The 21,403-nt window shown below is 63.6% G+C and carries 22 protein-coding genes and 1 tRNA gene; 14 read left to right on the plus strand and 9 right to left on the minus strand.

Annotated features, from left to right (window positions below; genetic code table 11):
- Positions 1–3 precede the first annotated feature (3 nt).
- Positions 4–420 carry a F0F1 ATP synthase subunit epsilon gene (locus tag AC1DZ5_RS14240; protein ID WP_310342374.1) on the plus strand — a complete coding sequence of 139 codons (417 nt, stop codon included), beginning with the start codon at positions 4–6 and terminating at the stop codon, positions 418–420.
- A gap of 56 nt (positions 421–476) precedes the next feature.
- Here the strand turns inward: AC1DZ5_RS14240 and AC1DZ5_RS14245 are convergent, their stop codons facing one another.
- Genes AC1DZ5_RS14245 through AC1DZ5_RS14255 form a run of 3 tightly spaced genes read right to left on the minus strand, consistent with a single transcriptional unit; the run spans position 477 to position 2,527 of the window.
- Entirely contained in the window at positions 477–992 is a 516-nt protein-coding gene (locus AC1DZ5_RS14245; RefSeq protein ID WP_477890114.1) for a TPM domain-containing protein, read from the minus strand.
- Positions 992–1,912: a TPM domain-containing protein gene (locus AC1DZ5_RS14250; RefSeq protein WP_477890116.1), complete on the minus strand. Its 921-nt coding sequence runs from the start codon at positions 1,910–1,912 to the stop codon at positions 992–994. The genes AC1DZ5_RS14245 and AC1DZ5_RS14250 overlap by 1 nt, the downstream gene beginning before the upstream one ends.
- A gap of 6 nt (positions 1,913–1,918) precedes the next feature.
- A complete protein-coding gene (locus tag AC1DZ5_RS14255; protein ID WP_477890118.1) occupies positions 1,919–2,527 on the minus strand; it encodes a LemA family protein in 609 nt (202 codons plus the stop codon).
- Between the two features lie 72 nt (positions 2,528–2,599).
- Between AC1DZ5_RS14255 and AC1DZ5_RS14260 the strand changes: the two genes are divergently transcribed.
- Genes AC1DZ5_RS14260 through AC1DZ5_RS14275 form a run of 4 tightly spaced genes read left to right on the plus strand, consistent with a single transcriptional unit; the run spans position 2,600 to position 5,414 of the window.
- Positions 2,600–3,340, plus strand: coding sequence for a Rossmann-fold NAD(P)-binding domain-containing protein (locus AC1DZ5_RS14260; protein WP_477890120.1), 741 nt, complete (start codon positions 2,600–2,602; stop codon positions 3,338–3,340).
- A gap of 19 nt (positions 3,341–3,359) precedes the next feature.
- Positions 3,360–3,815: a YybH family protein gene (locus tag AC1DZ5_RS14265; RefSeq protein WP_477890122.1), complete on the plus strand. Its 456-nt coding sequence runs from the start codon at positions 3,360–3,362 to the stop codon at positions 3,813–3,815.
- A 45-nt stretch (positions 3,816–3,860) separates the two neighbouring features.
- Complete coding sequence (locus AC1DZ5_RS14270) at positions 3,861–4,856, plus strand: YheT family hydrolase (protein ID WP_477890124.1); 996 nt, start codon at positions 3,861–3,863, stop codon at positions 4,854–4,856.
- A gap of 15 nt (positions 4,857–4,871) precedes the next feature.
- On the plus strand, positions 4,872–5,414 hold the full coding sequence (locus tag AC1DZ5_RS14275; protein WP_477890126.1) for a DUF2946 family protein: 543 nt from the start codon (positions 4,872–4,874) through the stop codon (positions 5,412–5,414).
- A 123-nt stretch (positions 5,415–5,537) separates the two neighbouring features.
- Here AC1DZ5_RS14275 and AC1DZ5_RS14280 read toward each other — a convergent pair whose 3' ends face one another.
- Positions 5,538–6,068: a c-type cytochrome gene (locus AC1DZ5_RS14280; protein ID WP_477890128.1), complete on the minus strand. Its 531-nt coding sequence runs from the start codon at positions 6,066–6,068 to the stop codon at positions 5,538–5,540.
- Positions 6,069–6,161: 93 nt separating this feature from the next.
- Here AC1DZ5_RS14280 and AC1DZ5_RS14285 point away from each other — a divergent pair.
- Positions 6,162–6,237, plus strand: a tRNA-Arg gene (locus AC1DZ5_RS14285).
- Between the two features lie 11 nt (positions 6,238–6,248).
- Here the strand turns inward: AC1DZ5_RS14285 and AC1DZ5_RS14290 are convergent.
- From AC1DZ5_RS14290 to pobA, 5 genes are all read right to left on the minus strand, one after another.
- Entirely contained in the window at positions 6,249–6,596 is a 348-nt protein-coding gene (locus AC1DZ5_RS14290) for a phosphomannose isomerase type II C-terminal cupin domain (RefSeq protein ID WP_477890130.1), read from the minus strand.
- 49 nt (positions 6,597–6,645) lie between these two features.
- On the minus strand, positions 6,646–7,536 hold the full coding sequence (locus tag AC1DZ5_RS14295) for a MurR/RpiR family transcriptional regulator (protein WP_477890132.1): 891 nt from the start codon (positions 7,534–7,536) through the stop codon (positions 6,646–6,648).
- 89 nt (positions 7,537–7,625) lie between these two features.
- Positions 7,626–10,700, minus strand: a complete 3,075-nt coding sequence (locus AC1DZ5_RS14300) for an efflux RND transporter permease subunit (RefSeq protein WP_477890134.1) — start codon at positions 10,698–10,700, stop codon at positions 7,626–7,628.
- On the minus strand, positions 10,697–11,917 hold the full coding sequence (locus AC1DZ5_RS14305) for an efflux RND transporter periplasmic adaptor subunit (protein WP_477890136.1): 1,221 nt from the start codon (positions 11,915–11,917) through the stop codon (positions 10,697–10,699). Before AC1DZ5_RS14305 ends, AC1DZ5_RS14300 begins: the two co-directional genes overlap by 4 nt.
- A gap of 96 nt (positions 11,918–12,013) precedes the next feature.
- On the minus strand, positions 12,014–13,195 hold the full coding sequence (gene pobA / locus AC1DZ5_RS14310) for a 4-hydroxybenzoate 3-monooxygenase (protein ID WP_477890138.1): 1,182 nt from the start codon (positions 13,193–13,195) through the stop codon (positions 12,014–12,016).
- 138 nt (positions 13,196–13,333) lie between these two features.
- Here pobA and AC1DZ5_RS14315 point away from each other — a divergent pair, with 138 nt between their 5' ends.
- The 8 genes from AC1DZ5_RS14315 (at position 13,334) to AC1DZ5_RS14350 (ending at position 21,389) form a co-directional block, all read left to right on the plus strand.
- Positions 13,334–14,146 (plus strand): IclR family transcriptional regulator domain-containing protein, encoded by an 813-nt coding sequence (locus AC1DZ5_RS14315; protein WP_477890140.1) that lies wholly within the window; start codon positions 13,334–13,336, stop codon positions 14,144–14,146.
- Positions 14,147–14,169: 23 nt separating this feature from the next.
- A complete protein-coding gene (gene trhA / locus AC1DZ5_RS14320; protein WP_477890142.1) occupies positions 14,170–14,805 on the plus strand; it encodes a PAQR family membrane homeostasis protein TrhA in 636 nt (211 codons plus the stop codon).
- 78 nt (positions 14,806–14,883) lie between these two features.
- The gene (locus AC1DZ5_RS14325) at positions 14,884–16,131 is read left to right on the plus strand and encodes a DEAD/DEAH box helicase (RefSeq protein WP_477890144.1); all 1,248 of its coding nucleotides are present in this window, start codon (positions 14,884–14,886) and stop codon (positions 16,129–16,131) included.
- Between the two features lie 81 nt (positions 16,132–16,212).
- The gene (locus AC1DZ5_RS14330; RefSeq protein WP_477890146.1) at positions 16,213–16,536 is read left to right on the plus strand and encodes an ATPase with chaperone activity; all 324 of its coding nucleotides are present in this window, start codon (positions 16,213–16,215) and stop codon (positions 16,534–16,536) included.
- A 196-nt stretch (positions 16,537–16,732) separates the two neighbouring features.
- Positions 16,733–17,737 carry an ABC transporter ATP-binding protein gene (locus AC1DZ5_RS14335; RefSeq protein ID WP_477890148.1) on the plus strand — a complete coding sequence of 335 codons (1,005 nt, stop codon included), beginning with the start codon at positions 16,733–16,735 and terminating at the stop codon, positions 17,735–17,737.
- A gap of 68 nt (positions 17,738–17,805) precedes the next feature.
- On the plus strand, positions 17,806–19,113 hold the full coding sequence (locus tag AC1DZ5_RS14340) for an ABC transporter substrate-binding protein (RefSeq protein ID WP_477890150.1): 1,308 nt from the start codon (positions 17,806–17,808) through the stop codon (positions 19,111–19,113).
- A gap of 102 nt (positions 19,114–19,215) precedes the next feature.
- Positions 19,216–20,220: a carbohydrate ABC transporter permease gene (locus AC1DZ5_RS14345; protein ID WP_477890152.1), complete on the plus strand. Its 1,005-nt coding sequence runs from the start codon at positions 19,216–19,218 to the stop codon at positions 20,218–20,220.
- Entirely contained in the window at positions 20,217–21,389 is a 1,173-nt protein-coding gene (locus AC1DZ5_RS14350; RefSeq protein WP_477890154.1) for a carbohydrate ABC transporter permease, read from the plus strand. The genes AC1DZ5_RS14345 and AC1DZ5_RS14350 overlap by 4 nt, the downstream gene beginning before the upstream one ends.
- The last annotated feature ends 14 nt before the right edge of the window (positions 21,390–21,403 follow it).

Below are 21,403 nucleotides of genomic sequence, written 5' to 3' on the forward strand. Positions count from 1 at the left end.
AAAATGAACACCATCCACGTTGATGTGGTCAGTGCAGAAGAGTCCATCTTCTCCGGTGAAGCCGTCTTCGTGGCGCTTCCCGGTGAGGCTGGCGAGCTGGGCATCAAGCCCCGCCACACGCCCCTGATCACGCGCATCAAGCCTGGCTCGGTGCGCATTCAGAAAGCCGATGGCAGCGAAGAGTTTGTGTTCGTGGCCGGTGGCATTCTTGAAGTGCAGCCCAACTGCGTGACCGTGTTGTCTGACACGGCCATCCGCGGCAAGGACCTGGACGAAGAGAAGGCCAACGCCGCCAAGGCTGCTGCCGAAGAGGCGCTGAAGAACGCCAAGAGCGAGATCGACATTGCGAAAATCCAGTCTGAGATCGCCATCATGGCGGCTGAGATTGCGGCTGCGCGCCGATTCCTGCACAAGAAGTAAGCGCCCTGCGCTTGCCCTCGCAAAACCGCCTTCGGGCGGTTTTGTCGTTTCAGGGCTTAAGACAGGCTAGGCGTGTCCGGCAGTTCGTTGGGGTTGTGCTGCCCGGGCTGTAGCGCGAAATGCTGGGTTAGCACGGCGCACACGGCATCGACAGACTGGGCCAAGCCTTGCTCGTACTGGCCTGCGCGCAGTGCGGTGGCCAGCTGCTGCACCACGCCTTGCCATTGTTCGGCGGGCACCACGCGGTCCACACCCCGGTCAGCCACCAGTTCGATGGCGCGCTCGGCCAGGCACAGGTAAATCAGCACGCCGTTGTTGTGCTCGGTGTCCCACACCCGCAGGCGGCCGAACTGCGCCAAAGCGCGTTGGCGCAGCAGGGCAGCCGTGGTGTCGGGCCGCAGCAGATAGCTGTTGGGCAAGCCCGCCTCCACGCAGATGCGGATTTCGCCCGAGTGTTGCTGCTCACTGGCAGCCACGCGGGCTTGCAGGCGCTGCAGCGCATCGGCTGGCAGTACGTGGCCGGCGTCTTCCATCCAGCGGTGTTTGAAGAGGCGTTGCAGTCGTTGAATCATCACCAGCCCCCAGAGGCACCACCGCCCCCAAAATTGCCACCCCCGCCGGAGCTGAACCCGCCACCACCACTGGAGCCGGAACCCCAGCCGCCACGGCCACTGCTGCCACCACCGCCCCAGGATCCACCGCCGCGGTTGGCGCCGTTCAAGCTGCTCAACAATGTCAGCACCACGGCAACAAAGCCTGCCAGTACCGCCAGCACGATGCTAGAGGTCACCACCATGGCCACCGTGCCGGCTACACCGCCGATGACCAGAGAGCCCAGTTTGTTGCCCAAAATCTTGCGGGCCATGCTGCCCCCAATCGCCACCGCGAAGAACAGAAACACCGCCAAGTCCATCCACTGGAATCCGGCCTGACGGCCACCACCTCCGCCGCTACTGGTTGTGGCCGCTGGCGCGGGCAAGGCCTCGCCGCGTATCAACCCCATGATCTGCTCCAGCCCGGCATCGATGCCGCCGGCAAAATCGCCCTCCTTGAAGCGTGGCGCAATGGCCTGGTCGATCACACGCTTGGCCATCAGGTCGGGGATGGCGCCTTCCAACGTCTTGGCCACTTCGATGCGCAGCTTGCGGTCGTTTTTGGCCACGAGCAGGATCAACCCGTCGCCAATGTCTCTGCGGCCAATCTTCCAGGCATTGCCCACGCGGTTGGCGTAACTGGCAATGTCCTCTGGCGCGGTGCTAGGCACCACCAATACAACCACCTGTGCGCCGCTGCTGGCTTCAAAGGCTGCGAGTTTGGCGTCCAGCGCCTGCTGTTGCGCCGCGCTTAATGTGGCTGTGGTGTCGATCACGTGGCTGCTGAGCGCCGGCACCGGCTGCACATCCTGCGCCCACAGGGCAGGCGCGCAGACCAGCAGTGCCAACACCGCAACCCAGAGTCGCAACCCCGACCATCCGCCCAGGAGTTGTTGCATGCTGGCTTACTTCTTGTTGAAGTCCACCACCGGCGGTGTGCTGATGGTGGCTTCGTTTTGCACGGTGAAGCTGGGCTTGGCCTGGTAGCTCATTGCCATCGCCGTCAGGTTGCTGGGGAAGCTGCGAATCAGCACGTTGTACTCCTGCACCGCCTGGATGTAGCGGTTGCGTGCCACAGTAATGCGGTTCTCGGTGCCTTCCAGTTGCACGCGCAAGTCGCTAAAGCCCTGGTTGGCTTTCAGGTTAGGGTACTGCTCGCTCACGACCATCAGGCGGCTCAGCGCGCCGCCCAGTTCGCCTTGCGCGGCCTGGAACTTGGCCATAGCCGCGGGGTTGTTGAGTGTCTCTGGTGTCACCTGGATGGACGTGGCCTTGGCGCGGGCCTCGACCACCTTGGTCAGCGTGTCCTGTTCAAAGGCGGCCTCGCCCTTGACGGTGGCCACAATATTGGGCACCAGGTCGGCACGGCGCTGGTACTGGTTTAACACCTCGCTCCACGCGGACTTGGTCTGCTCGTCCAGCCGCTGAAAGTCGTTGTAGCCACAACCGCTTAGCAGCACGGCTGCCGCACCCGCTGCCAACCACGCCCAAGCCCGAAAAGAAGACAACCGCATGTGAACCTCCTGCTAATACAACAGCACGTACTATAGAGCGCCCTCTAAAGCCCCTTCCTCTCCTGCCGCACCATGAACCCACTCGATGTTCTGCACGCCGCCCAGCGCGGCCCCACACCGCCTGCAGCCTTGCCGGTAGCGCTGATGGCCGGTGCGGCGGGCACGCTGGGCACCGAGGTGCTGCGGCGTCTGGCGGGTAGCCACCATTACCGCCAACTGCGGGTGCTGTCGCAAGAGGACATCACCCCCGCGCTGGACCGGGTGCAGATGGTGACCGTGGCATCCGACGACCCCAGCGCGTGGCCGCTGCAGCCCGCATCGGTAGGCGTGATCGTGTTTGATGCGCCCAGCCTGTACAACGACCGTGAGCGTGCGCTGTGGACCCCGCAACCCGCGCAGCTGCCGGCACTGGCAGCCTGGATGTTGCGCTGCGGTGTGCATACCCTGGCCGTGGTGGTGCCGCATGACCAGGGGCGCCTGCCGCAGGCACTGAAGGCCGGATTGGCGAATCTGGATGAACACGCCGTGGCCACCATGGGGTTTGAGCGCCTGCTGTTGGTGCGCCCCGCCGCCGCGCCCCAAACCCCGACACATGCGAATGTGCTGGAGTGGCTGGCGCACCGCATGCTCTCCATCTTTGCCTATATGGTGCCCAGCAACGAGATGCCGCCGCGCGCCGCCGACCTGGCTGCGTTGGTGGATGTGGCCCTGCGCGAGATGCCACCCGGTGTGCACATTGCGCCCCCCGAGCTGGCGCGCCGTACCAGCGAGGCCACGGTGCAAGACGTGGTCCGTGCCTGGTTGGCCACCTGAGTTGGGGGAGAATCGCCCCATGCCCCGACACAAAGCCAAACTCCACGCCGCCATGGGCGGAACCCCGGACGACGTGGAAGCCGCGTTCTACGAAGCCCTGCAAGCAGGCGACATCGAAAAACTCATGGCCTGCTGGGCCGACGAAGACGACATTGTGTGCATCCACCCTGGTGGTCCGCGCATCATCGGTGCGGGGGGCATACGGGCTGCGTTTGACGCGCTGTTTGCCCACGGTGGCGCCATCCATGTCCAGGCCGAGCACATCCGCCGTGTCGACTCCATGGCCAGCGCGGTGCACCATGTGCTGGAAAAGGTGGAGGTGATGACCGCTGACGGCCCGGCCCAGGCCCATGTGCTGGCCACCAACGTGTACCACAAGACCCCGCAAGGCTGGCGCCTGGTGGTGCACCACGCCAGCCCGGGCACCCCCGGCGACGTGACCGAGACCCAGCATCCACCTCAGGTGCTGCATTGAGATAGAAAAAGGCCTCTATCCCCCATGGAATATGCGCAAGCAGCTATGAATTATGTAGCGCCCCGCTGGTTGCCCGGCGGCAACCTGCAAACTATTTGGCCCGCGCTGTACTCGCGTCGGGTGTTCGGGCCGCACCCGCAGTACCGCCGCGAACGCTGGGCCGCACCCGATGGCGACTTCGTCGACGTGGATTGGTTGGAGGATGAGGCCTCGACGCGGGGCAGCGCTCTGGCGGCACCGGAGCGTCCCTTGTTGGTGCTTTTCCATGGCTTGGAAGGCAGCTCGCGCAGCCATTACGCCGAGGCCTTTGCTGACTTTGCGCGCGAACGTGGCTTTGCCTACGCGGTGCCGCACTTCCGCGGCTGTGGTGGTGAACTGAACCACGGGCCCCGTGCCTACCACTCGGGCGACTATGAGGAGATCGGCTGGATCCTGGCCAGATTTCGCGCGCAGCACCGCGGCCCCGTCATGGCGGTCGGCGTTTCGCTGGGTGGTAATGCCCTGCTGCGCTGGGCGCAGGAGATGGGTGACAGCGCGGCCCAGGTGGCCAACAGCGTGGCGGCGGTCTGCTCGCCCATTGATCTGGCGGCTGGTGGCTACGCCATCGGGCGCGGCTTCAACCGGCTGGTCTACACCCGCATGTTTCTCAACACCATGGTGCCCAAGGCGCTGCGCAAGCTGGAGCAGCACCCCGGCCTGTTCGACGGCCAGGCGCTAAAGGCCGCGCGCGACCTGTACGAGTTCGACAACGTGTTCACCGCGCCGCTGCACGGCTTCAAGAGCACCGAAGACTATTGGGGCCGGGCGTCGGCCAAGCCACACTTGCACCGCATCCGCATTCCCGCGCTGGTGGTGAACGCGCGCAACGACCCCTTTGTGCCCGCCTGGTGCCTGCCCTCGCAGGCCGATGTGGGCCAGCACGTGACCCTGTGGCAGCCCGCGCACGGCGGCCACGTGGGCTTTCCGCACGGGCGCATTCCCGGCCATGTGCGCACCATGCCCGACGCCGTGGGCGGCTGGCTGGCGCAACAGCTGCAGTAGCAACCGGGACGCGCCGTGGACGACATCGTCAAACAAGCCATGGCCAAGTGGCCCAACGTGCCGCACTGCTACGGCTGGCTGGGGCTGGACGCGCGCGGCAACTGGTACATGCGCGACGACGGCGCCCAGGCTTCGGGCGCCTTCAGCAGCGGCCGACCCGGCGCCAAGGGCAGCCTGTTGCAGCACGAAAAGCTGATCGACTTCATTCAGCGCAACTACGCGGCCGACGCCGCAGGCCAGTGGTTCTTCCAGAACGGGCCGCAGCGCGTGTATGTGGAGCTGGAAGCGACGCCCTGGGTCTGGCGCGTGGCCGACAGCTTGGACGTGGCGGCCCACTCCGGGGTGCCTGTGCAGGTGTTGGGCGCGCTGCTGGACGAGCAGGGCTGGCTGTACCTGCGCACCGCACTGGGCCTGGGCTTGGTGCACACGCAGGACATGGAGAACGCCGCGCGCGCGCTGGAGTCGGGGCTGTGGACGCTGGAAGACGTGAGCCGGGCGGAGCTGCCGGCTCGGTTTGCCTACGTCACCAGCCCGTTGGCGCACCACACAGGCCACTGATTGCTATATTTTTTGTAGCTGCTGGCGCATATATCACGGGGACTAGAGGCCCAAATGACCACAAAAAAGCCGACCACAGGGTCGGCTTTTTTGTCGCAAGGCCCGCAGGCCTATCGCGTGTACTTACTTGGCAGCTTCGGGTGCCGCAGGCTTCTTGGGCTCGTCGAACTTGGCGCCACCGGCATTGGCCATGTAGACCACAGCGCGCGCCACTTCGAGGTTGTCAAAGTCGCCACCACCCTGTGCGCCCATGGCGCCCTTGCCCTTGAGGGCGGAGTTCAGCAAGGCTTCGAAGCCGGTCTTGATGCGAGGGCCCCACGCGGACGCATCACCAAACTTGGGAGAACCAGCAGCGCCCGTGGCGTGGCAGGCGGAGCATTGGGCTTTGAAAACCTGTTCACCGGTCTTCATTTCGCGGTTGGCATCGCGAATTTCGACCATGCCGACCTTTTGGATGCGCTCAGCGGTGGACTTTTCCACGCTCACGGTGCCCGCAGCGGGTTTGTAGTCGGAGGTGACGTAGTACACCAGACCGATGATCACGAAAATGGGAATCACGAACGAGAAAAATGCCGCCAACAGCAGTTGCTTGGGGGTCTTGATGGGGCCGGTGTGGGCCTCATCGTGCGCGGTGGCGTGGCTGTTGTCGCTCATGGGTGTCCTCAAAAATAGCGGGTGCTTTGAAACAGCTCGGGATTATAACGGGGGCCCTCTGTGAAAACACCTACAATGCGCCTTCTTCTGGACGCGGCTGTAGCTCAGTGGATAGAGTATTGGCCTCCGAAGCCAAGGGTCGTGGGTTCGATCCCCGCCAGCCGCACCACCATCTCAGGTTTAGGCCCGACCGTAACGGTCTTCAAACCGAACAATATCGTCTTCTCCCAGATACGGGCCCATCTGCAGCTCGATCAGCTCCAGAGTCTCCAGGGCCTGGTTGGCCAGGCGGTGCTTCACGCCCACGGGGATGTAGACCGTCTCGCCAATCTTCAGCTCCGCCACTTCTTCTCCTACCGTGACTTCGGCCTTGCCTGCGGCCACCACCCAGCGCTCGGCGCGCTGGTGGTGCAGTTGCAGCGACAGGGTTTGGCCTGGCGTCACGGTAATGCGTTTGACCTTGTAGCCGGGCGCTTCGTCCAGCACGGTGAAGGAGCCCCAGGGGCGGGTTTCGAAAGTGGTGGACATAGTTTCCAATTGAAAAAGAGTTGTGACTGAAGGGTGAATGGTCGGGGACCTACACATGTTCCCGCTTGTGTTTGATGTTCTTCTCCAGCGCCTTGAGCTGGGGTGCCAGGTGGGGGCTGCGCTTGGTGGCCACAGCCATCACCAGGATATCGACCACCAGCAGCTGCAGCACGCGTGAGACCATGGGCAGCGCAAGGTTGCTGTCTTCATCGTGCTCCACCGGAATCACCACATCGGCCACCTGGGCCAGCGAGGAACCCGTTTTGGTCACTGCGACGATCTTCACTTTGCCTCGCCTGGCAATCTGCGCCGCGTGTACCAGGTCCGCCGTGCGGCCCGAGGTGGAGAAGGCAATCAGGCAGTCCTGTGGCTGCGCCATGGTGGCGGTGATGACTTGCTGGTCGGTGTCCTGGCAAACCGTGCAGTTCACCCCCAGGTGGTAGAACTTGTGCTGGGCGTCGGTAGCCACAATGCCCGAATTGCCTACGCCCATCAACAGCACGTGGCCGTGCCGGTCCAGTGTCGCATTGATGGCCTGCGCCGCCTGCTGGATGGGCCCAAAGCCGGCCGACTTGCGGAACGCGTCAATCGCGGAAATCAGGTTGGTGCTGAGGTTGGCGCCCAGGTTCTCGATGTCGTCCTGGTGCTTCAGCGAGTAGTTCACATAGGGCAGGTCGTGCGACGACGAGCCCAGGTACAGCACCAGATGCCGCTTGAACTCGGTGAGCCCCTCGTACCCCACACGCCGGCATGCTCGCACCACGGTGGGTTTGCTGACCTTGGCCAGCAGCGAGGCCTGCTCGGCCGACATCTCCAGAAATGCCTTCGGGTCGCTGCACGCCAGCGCCATGACACGCCGCTCAGACTCGGGCAGTCCGTCCAGCGCATGTTCAATGCGCTGGATGAAGTAGCTCGCGTGGATGGAGGAGGGCGTCGCCATGATCGGTACAAACAGTGAATGTACCGATGTTACATAAAAACCTTATTTCCATCAATAGACATGTAACAAAGGTACTTCTGGTTGGCAGATTACGCTTCAGCTGTCAGCACCGGGCCGGTGCCGCTGAAACGCTCCAGCATCAGGTAAATCACCGGGGTGATGAACAGCGTGATGGCCTGCGAGAACACCAGCCCACCCACCACCGCCAGGCCCAGCGGCTGGCGCAACTCGGCGCCCGCACCCAGGCCCAGTGCGATGGGCAGGGCGCCCATCAACGCAGCCATGGTGGTCATCATGATGGGGCGGAAGCGCAGGATGCAGGCCTCGCGGATCGCCTGTGCTGGCGTCATGCCTTGGTGGCGCTGCGCGTCCAGCGCGAAGTCGATCATCATGATGGCGTTCTTCTTCACGATGCCGATCAACAGCACGATGCCGATGGTGGCGATCAGCGTCAGGTCTTGCCCGAACAACATCAGCGTGGCCAGCGCCCCCACCGCGGCAGACGGCAGGCCCGCCAGGATGGTGATGGGGTGGATGTAGCTCTCGTACAGCACGCCTAGCAGCACATAAATCACCAGCAGCGCCGCAACCACCAGAATGGTCTGGCTGCCCTGCGAGCTCTTGAACACGGCAGCATCACCGCCATAGGTGCTGATGATGGACACAGGCATCTGGATGGCTGCACGCGCCGCATCGATCTTGGCCGTGGCATCGCCCAGCGCCGTGCCGGGGGCCAGGTTGAAGGACACGGTCACGGCCTGCAGCTGGCCCACATGGTTGATGGACGAGGGGCCCACGGCACGCTCCACCGTGGTGAAGCTGGACATGGGCACCAGCGCACCGGTGGACGAGCGCACGTAAATGCCGTTCAGCGCATGCTCGTCCTGCTTGGCTTCGGGCGCCACTTCCATGATGACCTGGTAGCTGTCGGTGGGCAGGTAGATGGTGGACACCTGGCGCTCCCCAAACGCGCTGAACAAGGCAGAGCGGATGGCGTCGATGGACACACCCAGTGCGTTGGCCCGGTCCCGGTCGATCTTGAGCTGGGCCTGCAGGCCGCGCAGCTGCGCGTCGCTGGTCACGTCGCGGAACACCGGGTCCGCGCGCAGCTTTTCTTGCAGCTTGGTGGCCCAGGTGTTGAGCTCGTCGGCGCGCACGCTTTGCAGGATGTACTGGAACTGCGCCTTGCTCTGGCGCCCGCCCAGTTGCAGATTTTGGGTGGGCCGCATGAAGACGTTGATGCCGGCCACTGAGCGCAGCTGCTTGCGCAGGCCTTCCACCACTTTCTTCATGGGCTGACGCTCTGCCGTGGGCTTCAGCGTCACAAACATGCGGCCGGTGTTTTGCGCACCGCTGCCGCCGTTGAAGGAGCTCACCGCGGCGACATTGCTGTCTTTGCGGATGATCTCGGCGGCCCGCTCTTGCAGCCGAACCATCTCGGGGAAAGAGGTGTCTTCGCTGGCCTCGGTGGTCACCTGGATCTGGCCGATGTCTTCCTCGGGGAAGAAGCCCTTGGGGATGATGACCAGCAACCACGCGGTCGCCACAAAGGTGGCAATGGCCAGACCCACGATCAGGGCCCGGTGGGACAGCGCCTTGTCCAGCAGCCGGGTGTAGCCAGCCAGCAGGGCGTTGAAGCCGCGCTCGAAACTGCGCACCACGGCACCGGGCGGCTTCATGTGGGCCTCATCACTGAGAAAGCGGCTGGCCAGCATAGGCACCAGCGTGAGCGACACAAAGGCCGACACCACGATGGACAAGCCCACCACCACGGCAAACTCGTGGAACAGCAGGCCAATCACTCCGGGCATGAAGAAGATGGGGATGAACACCGCAATCAGCGAGGTGGAGATCGAGATGATGGTGAAGCCCACCTCGCGCGCGCCGCGCAGCGCGGCCTGGAAGGAGTTTTCACCATGCTCCACGTGGCGGATGATGTTCTCCAGCACCACGATGGCATCGTCCACCACCAGGCCCACGGCCAGCGTCAGACCCAGCAGGGAGATGTTGTCCAGGCTGTACGACAAGCCCCACAGCAAGGCCACCGCACCCACCAGCGACACTGGCAGCGACAAAGCCGGAATGGCCGTGGCCACAAAGCGGCGCAGGAACAGGAATATGACCAGCACCACCAGCGCGATGGTGCCGATCAGGGTCAGGGTCACGTCGTGCAGCGCCTCGCGCACGGAGACGGACCGGTCGTTGATCGGCGTCATGCTGACCGATTGCGGCATCTGGCTTTGCAGTGCGGGCAGCGCGTTGCGAATGGAGTCGACCACGCGCACGGTGTTGGCACCAGGCTGGCGCTGCACAGCCAGGGTGATGGAGTTCTCCCCATTCAACGTGGCCCAGCTCTTGAGTGTTTCCAGGCTGTCTTCCACCACGGCCACGTCGCGCAGGCGTACCGGCGTGCCGCCGCGCGTGCTGACGATGAGGTCGGCAAATTCGGCGGCAGTGCGCAGCTGCTTGTTGGCCTGCAGCACCAGGGTTTGCTTGGGGCCTTCCAGTGTGCCCACGGGTGTGTTCACGTTGGCGGCCTTGAGCGCGGCGCTGATTTCGTCCAGGCTGATGTTGCGTGTGGCCAGGGCCTCGGGTTGCACCCGCACGCGCACCGCATAGCGCTTGGCACCGAAGACGCTGACCTGGGCCACGCCGTCCACAGTGGACAGCGTGGGCGAGATCAGGTGCTCGGCATAGTCCTGCAGCTCGGCAGGTGAGAGTGAGGGCGACTGCAGCGCAATCAGCAGGACCGGCGCGTCCGCCGGGTTGACCTTGCGGTAGGACGGCGGGTTGGTCATGTCCTGCGGCAGGGCACGCTGCGCACGCAGCAGCGCGGCTTGCACATCCACCGCCGCGGCGTCGATGTTGCGCGACTCTTCAAACTCCAGCGTCAACGATGTGCTGCCCAGCGTGCTGGTGGAACTGATGGTTTTTAGACCAGGTACGGTCTGGAATTGTTTTTCCAGCGGCAGCGCCACCGAGGTGGCCATGGTTTCCGGGCTGGCCCCGGGCAGGGATGCGGAGACGTTGATGACGGGCGTGTCATAGCTGGGCAGTGCGGACACGGGGATGCTGCGAAAGCCAATCACCCCGGCCAGCACGATAGCCAGGTTCAGCAGCACCGTCATCACCGGACGGCGGATAAACAGTTCAGAGAAGTTCATGGTGTGGCGGGCTTGGTGTTGTCCTGGGCCACGGCCTTGCTGTCCTTGTCTTTGGGCGCGCCGGGTGGGTCTTTGGCGTCCTTGCTGCGCTCCACCACCGGGGTGTTGGGGCGCAGGTTTTGTTTGCCGTCCAGCACCACGCTGTCGCCCGCCTGGATGCCGGTCACCGCCGCATCACCCGCCTCTGCGTAGACCAGCTTCACCGGGCGCAGCACGGCCTTGCCGTCTTCCACCACATACACGATGGTGCCGCGTGCACCCTGGATGATGGCCGCCTGCGGCACCACCACCGCGCCCTGGAGGGTGGATACGGTTTGCGAAATTTCTACGAACGCACCGGGCCAGAGCTTGGTGTCCTTGTTGTCAAACACCGCCTTGGCCTTGACGGCGCCCGAGCTGGCGTCCACCAGGCTGTCTACAAACTGCAGGCGTCCCCTGAAGGTGCCACCGCCGTCGGCCAGCGTGGCGGTCACGCTGGCACCACCGCCTTGCAGTGCCTGCAGGGCATCGCCCAGGTTGCGCTGCGGAATGCTGAACTGCACGCCAATCGGGTCCAGCTGGGTAATCGTGACCAGTGTGGTCACGTTGGCCTGCACTGCGCTGCCGGGATACACGTTCACAGCGCCTGCGCGCCCCGCGTTGGGTGCAGTGATGCGCGAGTACGACAGCGCCACGCGCGTAGCGTCTATCGCCGCCTGGTCGGCCGCCACGGTGGCGGTCACGGCTTCCACCTGTGCCTGCGCGGTGTCCACTGCGCCTTGCGAGATAAAGTTTTGCGTGAACAGCTGCTGGGCGCGCTCGAACTGGCGCTTGGCGTCGGCCAGGCTGGCGTTGTCTTTGGCCAGCTGTGCGCGGGCCTTGGCCACGTTGGCCTCATCGGTACGGGCGTCCAGCGTGAATAGCACCTGCCCCGCCTTGACGAACTGCCCTTCCTTGAAATGCACCTGGGTCACCGTGCTGGTGACCTGGGATCTGACGTCCACCGTGGTCAGCGGGGCGACTGTTCCTGTGGCCTTCAGCGTGACCGATAGGTCGCGGCTCAAAGCTTTGACGGTGCTGACGGTGGCAGGTGCCCCTGTCGCGGCGCTGGCCGATGCGGCAGGCACTGGTGCGGTGGCGGCCTGGGCCGTGGGGGCTTCGGTCTTGCCCGAGCACCCCAGCAGGGCCAGGGGCAACAGGGCGCCAAAAATGAGCAGGGGAGAGCGGGCAAGGGTCATGGGCAGCAGTGGCATAGGGGTGGGACGGGGAGGTACCCCGACTTTGAATCCTGTTTGCCGCTGCCCGCTGTCGGCTGTGTAAAGCCTCCGTAAAGTTCAGCCCTGCAGCGGTAAACCCACGTAGTTTTCCGCCAGCGCGGTAGACGCGGCCTGGGACTGCACCAGGTACTCCAGCTCAGCCTCCTGCACGCGTTGGCCGAAGCCTTCGGTGTCGGGAAAGCGGTGCAGCAGCGAGGTCATCCACCACGAGAAGCGCTCGGCGCGCCAGACGCGACGCAGTGCCCGCTCCGAGTAGCCGTCAATGCCGGCTTCCGACTTCTCGGTATAGAACTCCCCCAGCGCCTGCGACAGCATGCGCACGTCGCTGGCGGCAAGGTTCAGGCCCTTGGCGCCCGTGGGCGGCACGATGTGGGCGGCATCCCCAGCCAAAAACAGGCGGCCAAAGCGCATGGGTTCAGCTACAAAGCTGCGCAGCGGGGCTATGCTTTTCTCGATGGACGGGCCGGTCACCAGGCGCTCGGCTGTGGCGGGGTCCAGCCGGCTTTTAAGTTCGGTCCAGAAGCGCGCATCGCTCCAGGCCTCCACGGGGTCTGTCAGCGGGCACTGCACGTAGTAGCGGCTGCGCGTCATGCTGCGCATGGAGCAGAGTGCAAAACCACGTTCGCTGTTGGCGTAGATGATGGCGTGTGGCGATACCGGCGGTGTGTCGCTCAGCACCCCCAGCCAGCCGAAGGGGTAGACCTTCTCGAACTCCCGGATGGCGTTCTTCGGCACGCTGGCTCGGCACACGCCGTGGAAGCCATCGCAACCGGCGATGAAGTCGCAATCCAGCACCTGGGACTGGCCATTCACCTCAAAGCGCACCTGGGGATGCTGGCCCTCGAAGTCATGCACGCTGACCTGGTCGGCCTGGTAGACCGTAGTCTGCCCGGAGGCGGCGCGCGCCTCCATCAGATCGCGTGTCACTTCGGTCTGGCCGTAGGCGGTCACCACTTTGCCGCCAGTCAACCGGTGCAGGTCGATGGCGTGGTGCTGGTTCTTGAACACCAGGTCCAGGTGCTGGTGCACGATGCCTTCGCGGCCGACGCCTGCGCCCACACCGGCTTCCACCATCGCGTCCACCGTGGTTTGCTCCAGAATGCCGGCGCGGATGCGGCCCAGCACGTAGTCCGGGCTTTGGCGTTCGATGATGACGTTCGCAATGCCGGCCTTATGCAGCAGGGCTCCGAGCAGCAGGCCCGAGGGGCCGGCGCCAATGATGGCGACTTGGGTGCGCATGAAAACTCCGTGTTTTTAAATGTGTGCCTAGCTTAGGCAGGCCGCCTTGTTTGTGCATCCGAGTTGCTATGCTGTTGCGCGGTGATTGGAGTGATTGCGCGATAATCGCGCAAAACCGACATACCCAAAGACCGCACCATGCCTTCTGCCTCCCCTCTGCACCCCGCCACCATCGCTCCGGCCGATCTGATCGCCGGCATGGCCAAGGGCATGGCCGTGCTGGAAAGCTTTGACACCGAGCGCCAGCGCCTCAACGCCACGCTGGCCGCCCAGCGTGCCGGCATCACGCGTGCTGCGGCGCGGCGCCACCTGCTCACGCTGGCTTACCTGGGCTACCTGGAGACAGATGGCAGCTACTACTGGCTCTCCAGCAAGGTGCTGCGCTTCTCGGGGAGCTACCTGTCGTCGGCCCGGCTGCCACGCGTGTTGCAGCCCACGCTGAACCGTCTGGCGGCGCAGACGCAGGAGTCGTTCTCGGCCGTGGTGCTGGATGCGGATGAGGTGGTGATCGTGGCACGCAGCGGCAACGACTGGCGCAGCTCACCTTCGGGCAAAGCCCAAGTGTTGGCCTATGGCTTGCACCTGGGTGCACGCCTTCCAGCGCATGCCACGTCCACCGGGCGGGTGCTGCTGGCCGCGCTGCCCAAGCCCGCGCTCAATGCCTGGCTCAAGGCCCACACCCTGCGCCGCCTGACGGCCCACACGGTGACCGAGCCCAAGGTGCTGCGCGCGCTGGTCGAGCAGGCGCGTCGCCAGGACTACTGCCTGGCCAGTGAGGAGCATGAGTTGGGCGTGCAAGCGCTGGCGGTACCGCTGCGCAACCTGCATGGCGACACCGTGGGGGCGCTCAATGTGGTGGCGGCACCGCACCGGCTGACGCTGGATGACATGGCGCGCGAGCTGTTGCCCGTGCTGCAGGACGCGGCGCGGGAGCTGCGCCCGCTCTTGTGAGCCCAAGCTGCGACAATCGGGGTATGACCGCACGACTCCAAAGCCTGGGTGAAGAAATCGCCAACAGTGTCAGCCACGGGCTGGCGCTGCTGGCTGCCATCGGTGCTGCGCCCTTTCTGATTGCGGCCGCGCGCGATCTCGGCACGGCCAGTCAGGTTGGGGCCGTCGTGTTTGCCGTGACGATGGTGGTGCTCTACTTCACCTCTACGCTGTACCACGCACTGCCCAACGGGCGCGCCAAGCGGGTGTTCCTCAAGCTGGATTACTGCGCCATCTTCCTGTTTATTGCCGGCAGCTACACCCCGTTCGCGCTGGGCGCGTTGTACGGCGCCTGGGGCTGGACCCTGTTTGGCCTGGTATGGGCATTGGCCGTCGTCGGCGTCATCCTCAAGTCCACCGACAAGCTCGAGCATCCATGGATGTCTACTGGCCTGTACCTTTCCATGGGCTGGCTGGTGCTGATTGCTGCCGTGCCCCTGGTAGAGCGCGTGCCGCTGCAAGGTTTGGCTTGGCTGGTGGCCGGTGGCCTGGCCTACACGCTGGGCGTGGTGTTTTTCGTGCTCGATTCGCGCATCCGCTACGCACATGCCATCTGGCATGGCTTTGTGGCGCTGGGCACCGGCTGCCACTGCGTTGCCGTGATGGGCTACGCCGGCTGAGCCCTGTGCTGCCCGGCCCGCTCCTGACCCGTCTCTTTCTTCTTTCCTTTGCCTACTGCCCACCGGGCTCTCCACGCCATGCCTTTTTCTGACCTCGGTATTTCCCCCGCACTGGCGCATGCCATGGTGCTGCAGGGCTTTGTGTTGCCCACCCCCGTGCAGGCCCAGACCGTGTCCGTGGCCCTGGGCGGGCAAGACGTGCTGGCCTGCGCGCAAACCGGCTCCGGCAAAACCGCCGCCTACGCCATGGTGCTCTTGGCGCAGTTGGCCAACCGCTCGACGCACAAGCCCCGCCAAGCCACCGCATTGGTGGTGGTGCCCACGCGCGAGCTGGCTACCCAAGTGGGTGACACGCTGCGCACCCTGGCCCAGCATGCCGGCCAGGCGGCGCGCGTGACGGTGCTGTTTGGTGGTGTCTCCATCAATCCGCAGCTTATGGGCCTGCGGGGTGGTACCGACATCGTGGTGGCCACGCCGGGCCGCTTGCTGGACGTGGTGGACCACCGCGCGTTGACCCTGGGCGGCGTGCAGACCCTGGTGCTGGACGAGGCCGACCGCCTGCTGGACCTGGGCTTCGCGCAGGAGCTCGATCGCATTCGCGGCCTGCTGCCAGTGCGCCACCAAAGCCTGTTGTATTCGGCCACCTTTCCTGCCGCAGTGCGCGCCATGGCGCAGGCCAACCTGCACAGCCCGGTGGAGGTGAATGTGGTGGCCGAAGAGGGCGAGCTGCCCGACATCGCCCAGCGCGCCATCCAGGTGGATGCCAGCCAACGCACCCAACTGCTGCGCCACCTGATTGCCGACCAGGGCTGGAGCCGGGTGCTGGTGTTTGTGGCGACCAAATACGCCGCCGAGATGGTGGCCGACAAGCTGCGCCGCGCCGGTCTGCTGGCCGAACCCTTCCATGCCCAGCTGAGCCAGGGCAAACGCACCCAGGTGCTGATGGACTTCAAGGCCTCGACCCTCCAGGTGGTGGTGGCCACGGATGTGGCCGCACGCGGCATCGACATCAGCGACCTGCCGGTGGTGGTGAACTTTGACTTGCCGCGCTCGGCCACCGACTACACCCACCGCATTGGCCGCACCGCGCGCGCGGGTGCCAGTGGGCTGGCGGTGAGCTTCATCACCGCAGACATGGAGGCGCATTTCCGCCTCATCGAGAAGCGCCACCGCAAGCTGGTGCCGCGCGAGCAGGTGGCAGGCTTTGAGCCCGCGCCGCGCGCCAGCGACGCGCGGGGCGACACCGCGGGTGGCGGTATCAAGGGTCTGCGGCCCAGCAAGAAAGACAAGCTGCGTGCCGCAGGGTTGCTGCCGCCGCTCGGTTAAATGCTATAAAAATAGGAGCTTCTAGCGCAATGGATACGCGGGCTAGAGCCTTATTTGTGCTGATTTCTCCTGCCAACGCCCATGTCTGACGACTACCAAATCGAGATCCCGCAGAGCTTCCTCGCGCTCTACACCGACAGCCGCCGCAACCGCCTGCACACCCCGTGGCATGAGGTGGCCCAGCGCTACGAGCTGTGCGAAGACCTGGCCAACCTGCTGACCACCACGGCGCGCGACATGGAGTTCGGCCTGGGGCTGGCCGAAGGGGATGTGCTGACGCGCTGCCACCAGGGTTTGCTGGGCGAAGCCGCCGTCGTAACGCCCGCAGAAGCGCAGTGGGTTGTGAGCCGTCTGGCCGAGCTGCTGGACTGGGCCTTGCCTCTCTGGGTTACCGAAAACAGGTAACCAGCTAGTAACTCGATTACTTCTCCTAGGAAATTTGTATCAAAAGGTGCTTTGAGTACCTCATTGGACAAAATCGGTTTTGGAAACAGAGTGGAAACGAAAATTTCAAGGGTTTTCCCTGAGCTAATGCCCTTGTAATCTGGTTACATTCTGCTGCGTGGCGAGGCGCCGCAGGTCAACCGCAAGGAGCATGCATATGAGTCAGTCCGATGTCCGTTTACGCGGAATCGTTAAAAACTACGGGAAAGCGGATGTCATCCACGGCATCGATTTGGATATCGAGCCGGGCGAGTTCACCGTGTTTGTGGGCCCCTCGGGCTGCGGCAAGACCACCCTGTTGCGCATGATTGCGGGTCTGGAAGAGATCTCTGGCGGCGACCTGAACATCGGTGGCGTACGCGTCAATGAACTCGGCCCGTCCGAGCGCGGCGTGGCCATGGTGTTCCAGAGTTATGCGCTCTACCCCCACAAGACCGTGTACGACAACATGGCCTTCGCCCTGAAGATTGCCAAAACGCCCAAGGCCGAGATTGAGCGCCGGGTGCGCGAAGCCTCCGAGATCCTGCAGCTCACCGAATACCTGGACCGCCTGCCCAAAGCCCTGTCGGGCGGCCAGCGACAGCGCGTGGCCATTGGCCGTGCCATCGTGCGTGACCCCAAGGTGTTTTTGTTTGATGAACCCTTGTCCAATCTGGACGCTGCCCTGCGCACCAAGATGCGCGTGGAGCTGGCTACACTGCACCGCCGCCTGGGTGCCACCATGGTGTACGTGACACACGACCAGGTCGAGGCCATGACGCTGGCCGACAAGATCGTGGTGCTCAACAAGGGGCGGGTCGAGCAGGTTGGCCGCCCGCTGGAGCTTTACAACAAGCCTGCCAGCCTGTTTGTGGCCAGCTTCATTGGCTCGCCGCAGATGAACCTGATTGGCGGCGAATTTGCCGCGCGCCACAACGTGGCCACCGTGGGCCTGCGCCCCGAGCACTTGAAGGTGCAGGTCGGCGGCCCCATCCAGGGCACGCTCAAGCACTCCGAGCAGCTGGGGAATGAGACCTTTGCCTACGTGACCGCCGGCGCGCATGGCGACATCACCGCACGCATGGACGGCACGCTGGCACTGGAGCCGGGCAAGACCATTGAGCTGGGCTTTGCGCCCGAGCACCTGTACCGCTTCAACGCCGAGGGCCGGCGCGTCGACTGACGCCGTGCCACCCCTGAATTTTTAAAGCACCGCGGATGGGCCGTGGCGCACCAAGAGGAGAAGAGACGATGTTCAAGAAAACCGTAATTGCCGGAGCGTCTGCCCTGGTACTGGGCTCGCTGGTCAGCCCGGCCATGGCCGCTGCCGACTACAAAGGCCCCAATCTGAAGGGTGAAGTAGTCACCATCACCTGCCCCTGGACGGGCGCCGAAGAGGTGTCGTTCCAGAAGGTGATCGATGGCTTTGAAAAAGCCACCGGTGCCACCGTGAAGCACTCCTGCTCCCAAAGCTCCGAGCAGCAAATCGTGATCGACATCAAGGCCGGTTCGCCGTCCAACATCTCGGTGTTCCCCCAGCCCGGTCTGGCCGCCAACATGGCTGCCATCGGTGGCCTGGTTCCCCTGGGCGACAAGTCCAAAGAATGGGTGAAGAAGAACTACGCTGCCGGCACCTCCTGGGCAGACCTGGGCACCTACGCCAACAAGGCTGGCAAGAAAGAGTTCTACGGCCTGTTCTACAACGTGAACGTGAAGAGCCTGGTCTGGTACATCCCTGAGAATTTCAAGGAAAAGGGCTACAAAGTGCCCAAGACCATGGAAGATCTGCAGTCCCTGACCAAGAAGATCGCTTCTGACGGTGGCAAAGCCTGGTGTATCGGCCTGGGTTCGGATGCGGCAACCGGCTGGCCCGCCACCGACTGGGTGGAAGACTTCATGCTGCGCACGCAAACCCCTGAGGTGTATGACGGCTGGGTGAGCAACAAGGTCAAGTTCAACGACAAGCGCGTGGTCGAGGCCATCGAAGCCTACGGCTGGTTTGCCAAGAACGACGCCTATGTGGATGGCGGCGCCAAGGCCGTGGCCACTGTGAGCTTCAAGGACAGCCCCAAGGGTCTGTTCGGTTCGCCTCCCAAGTGCTACATGCACCGCCAGGCATCCTTCATCCCTGCGTTCTTCCCTGAAGGCAAGGCGGACGATGCAGACTTCTTCTACTTCCCCTCGTTTGCCAGCAAGAAGCTCGGTAACCCGGTTCTGGGTGGCGGCACGATCCTGACCATCACCAAGGACAGCAAGGGCGCCCACGCCTTCATGGACTACATGCAAAGCCCACAAGCGCATGAAATCTGGATGGCGGACGGCCCCGGCTTCCTGACACCGCACAAGGGTGTGAACCTGGACAAGTACAAGACCAAGGCCCAGAAGAAGCAAGGCGAGATTCTGCTCAATGCAACCACCTTCCGCTTTGACGGCTCCGACCTGATGCCTGGCGCCGTGGGTGCTGGCAGCTTCTGGAAGGGCATGGTCAACTACTCGGGTGGTCAAACGGCCCAGCAGGTGGCAGACGAAATCCAGAAGAGCTGGGACGCGATCAAGTAAGCATCTCCTCTGACGTGGCCCTGGTGGCGCGTCTTCAGGCCGGCAGCTCCGCGCTGCCGGCCCTTTTGAAACCCTTTCACGATACGCAAAAGAGTTGATCCCATGACCGATCAAATCCTCCAGACCATAACCGCCGTGGTGGTCAGCATTGCGTTTTGCCTGCTGTACTTCGCTGGCTCCAACTTTCTGTTGGACAAAATTGTGCACCTGCCGCTCGGGCAAAAGCACCAGCGCGAGCGGGTGCGTTCCAGCATACGGCCCTGGCTGTTTTTGGCCCCGGCGTTGCTGCTGCTCGGCACTTACCTGCTGTATCCGCTGTTCGAGACTTTTCGTCTCAGCTTTTTCGATGCCACCGGCGAACAGTTCGTCGGTTTGGCCAACTACCAATGGGTATTGGTAGACCAGAATTTCCTGCTCACCATCCGCAACAACTTCCTGTGGCTGGTGGTGGTGCCTGCGGCCGCCACGGGCTTGGGTTTGATCGTGGCCGTGCTGGCGGACCGCGTGTGGTGGGGTGGCTTTGCCAAGTCCATGGTGTTCATGCCCATGGCCATCAGTTTTGTGGGCGCCAGTGTGATTTGGAAGTTTGTCTACGACTTCCGCGGGCCAGAGTCTGACCAGATCGGCATCCTGAACGCCATCGTCGTGGGGCTGGGCGGCCAGCCGCAGGCCTGGGTTACCGTGCCGTTCTGGAACAACTTCTTCCTCATGGCCATCCTCATCTGGATCCAGACCGGCTTTGCCATGGTGATCTTGTCGGCTGCGCTGCGCGGGGTGCCCAACGAAACCATTGAAGCTGCCCGTATCGACGGTGCCAGCGAGCTGCAGATATTCTTTGAAATCATGGTGCCCCAGGTCATGTCCACCATCCTCGTGGTGTGGACCACCATCACCATCACCGTGCTCAAGGTGTTTGACATCGTGATGGCCATGACCGGTGGCCAGTGGGACACCAGCGTGCTGGCCAACTTGATGTATGACTGGATGTTCCGAGGCGGTGGCGACTATGGCCGCAGCTCCACGCTGGCCATGGTGCTCATGTTTGCGGTAGTGCCCGTCATGGCGTTCAATATCCGCCGGTTCCGGACCGAGGAGGCCCAGCGATGAAAAAATACTTCAGCTTTCCCTCCATCGCCGCGCAGCTCTTGTTGCTGGCTATCGTGGTGCTGTGGGTGCTACCCACCTTTGGTTTGCTGGTCTCCAGTTTCCGCGACAAACAGCAGCTGGTGTCCAGTGGTTGGTGGACAGCCCTGTCCACCCAAACCCGCGCCGACATGCGCCGCACGGCTGGCACACAAAGCCTGGTCAAAGAAGGCGATCGCTTCGTGATCAGCGGCCGCCTGTTCCCTGAACAGTCGGGTATCAAGATCAAGAAGTTCTCCCTCAAGTCGGGTAACCCCGGCGAGTTTGCCGTGGGCACGGCGGCAGAGGTGGCGGACGGCCAGGTGTTTGACGAAGAAGACGGCCAACCCGATGGCACGCTGACCGTGCAGGCCGATGGCAGCTACCGCCTGGAGCTAAGCCAGAACTACGACAAGGACCGCGGTGTACGCGTGTTCTATGTGGCCGAATCGCCCCCCGTGTTTCTGACACAGAACTATGAAAAAGTGGTGGCGTCCGAGGGCGTGGGCCAGGCTTTCCTCAATACCTTCAAGGTCACGATTCCGGCCACCTTCATTCCTATCCTGATCGCAGCCTTTGCGGCCTATGCCTTCAGCTGGATGGAGTTCCCGGGGCGCAAATGGCTGTTCGTGGTGGTGGTGGGCTTGCTGGTGGTCCCGCTGCAAATGTCGCTGATCCCGCTGCTGCGCCTGTACAACCAGTTGGGCGAGGCGCTGGGTGTGGAGAGTAAATCGTACATGGGGGTGTGGTTGGCGCACTCAGCCTTTGGTCTGCCATTGGCCATCTACCTGCTGCGCAATTACATTGCTTCGCTGCCGCGCGACATCATCGAGAGCGCGCGCATGGACGGTGCCTCGCACTTCCAGATCTTCATTGGCATCGTGTTGCCGCTGTCGATCCCCGCGCTGGCCAGTTTTGCCATCTTCCAGTTCCTGTGGGTGTGGAATGACTTCCTGATCGCACTGGTGTTCCTGGGCAAGGCGCCTGACCAGATCGTGCTGACCATCAAACTCAATGACTTGCTGGGCTCCCGCGGCGAGAGCTGGGAAATCCTGACGGCCAGCGCCTTTGTGTCCATCGCCGTGCCGGTAGCCGTATTCTTCTCGCTGCAGCGCTTCTTTGTGCGCGGCCTATTGTCCGGTTCCGTTAAATAATTTTCTTTACTTCT

The organism is Rhodoferax sp. P1_F3 (assembly GCF_056405715.1).